Source organism: Tritonibacter sp. SIMBA_163, assembly GCF_046535935.1.
In the GTDB taxonomy this organism is placed as follows: Bacteria; Pseudomonadota; Alphaproteobacteria; order Rhodobacterales; family Rhodobacteraceae; genus Epibacterium; species Epibacterium scottomollicae.
Genome location: NZ_JAWJBP010001245.1, coordinates 1 through 239, shown reverse-complemented (window position 1 = coordinate 239; position 239 = coordinate 1). Strand labels below are relative to the sequence as shown.

General features: G+C 64.0%; 1 protein-coding gene. It reads right to left on the bottom strand.

All coding sequences use genetic code 11. The annotated features are described in order from the left end of the window. Window positions 1–27 precede the first annotated feature (27 nt). Window positions 28–239: antitoxin Xre/MbcA/ParS toxin-binding domain-containing protein (locus R0J92_RS26300; RefSeq protein WP_411053854.1), on the bottom strand; the 212-nt coding region annotated here is incomplete at its 5' end.

The following is a 239-nucleotide window of genomic DNA, read 5'->3' as shown; positions in this document are numbered from 1 at the left end:
CAGTGACTACCCGCCATACCGTGAGCATCACGCAAACACGCCATGCTCGATGCGTCCGAGCGTGTCCATCACACTGTCGGCGCCAATGTCGGTATCCACGAGGCTAAGCGGCGTCGCACCGTCCAGCGCGGAGGTTGCGGTCTTCAGCCACGCGAGCGCTGGGTCGAGACCCTCAAAAACCTCTGCAGCCCGCGCAACCACGCGCGCAAGCCGCAGCAGTTTCGCTGACTCCTCACGAC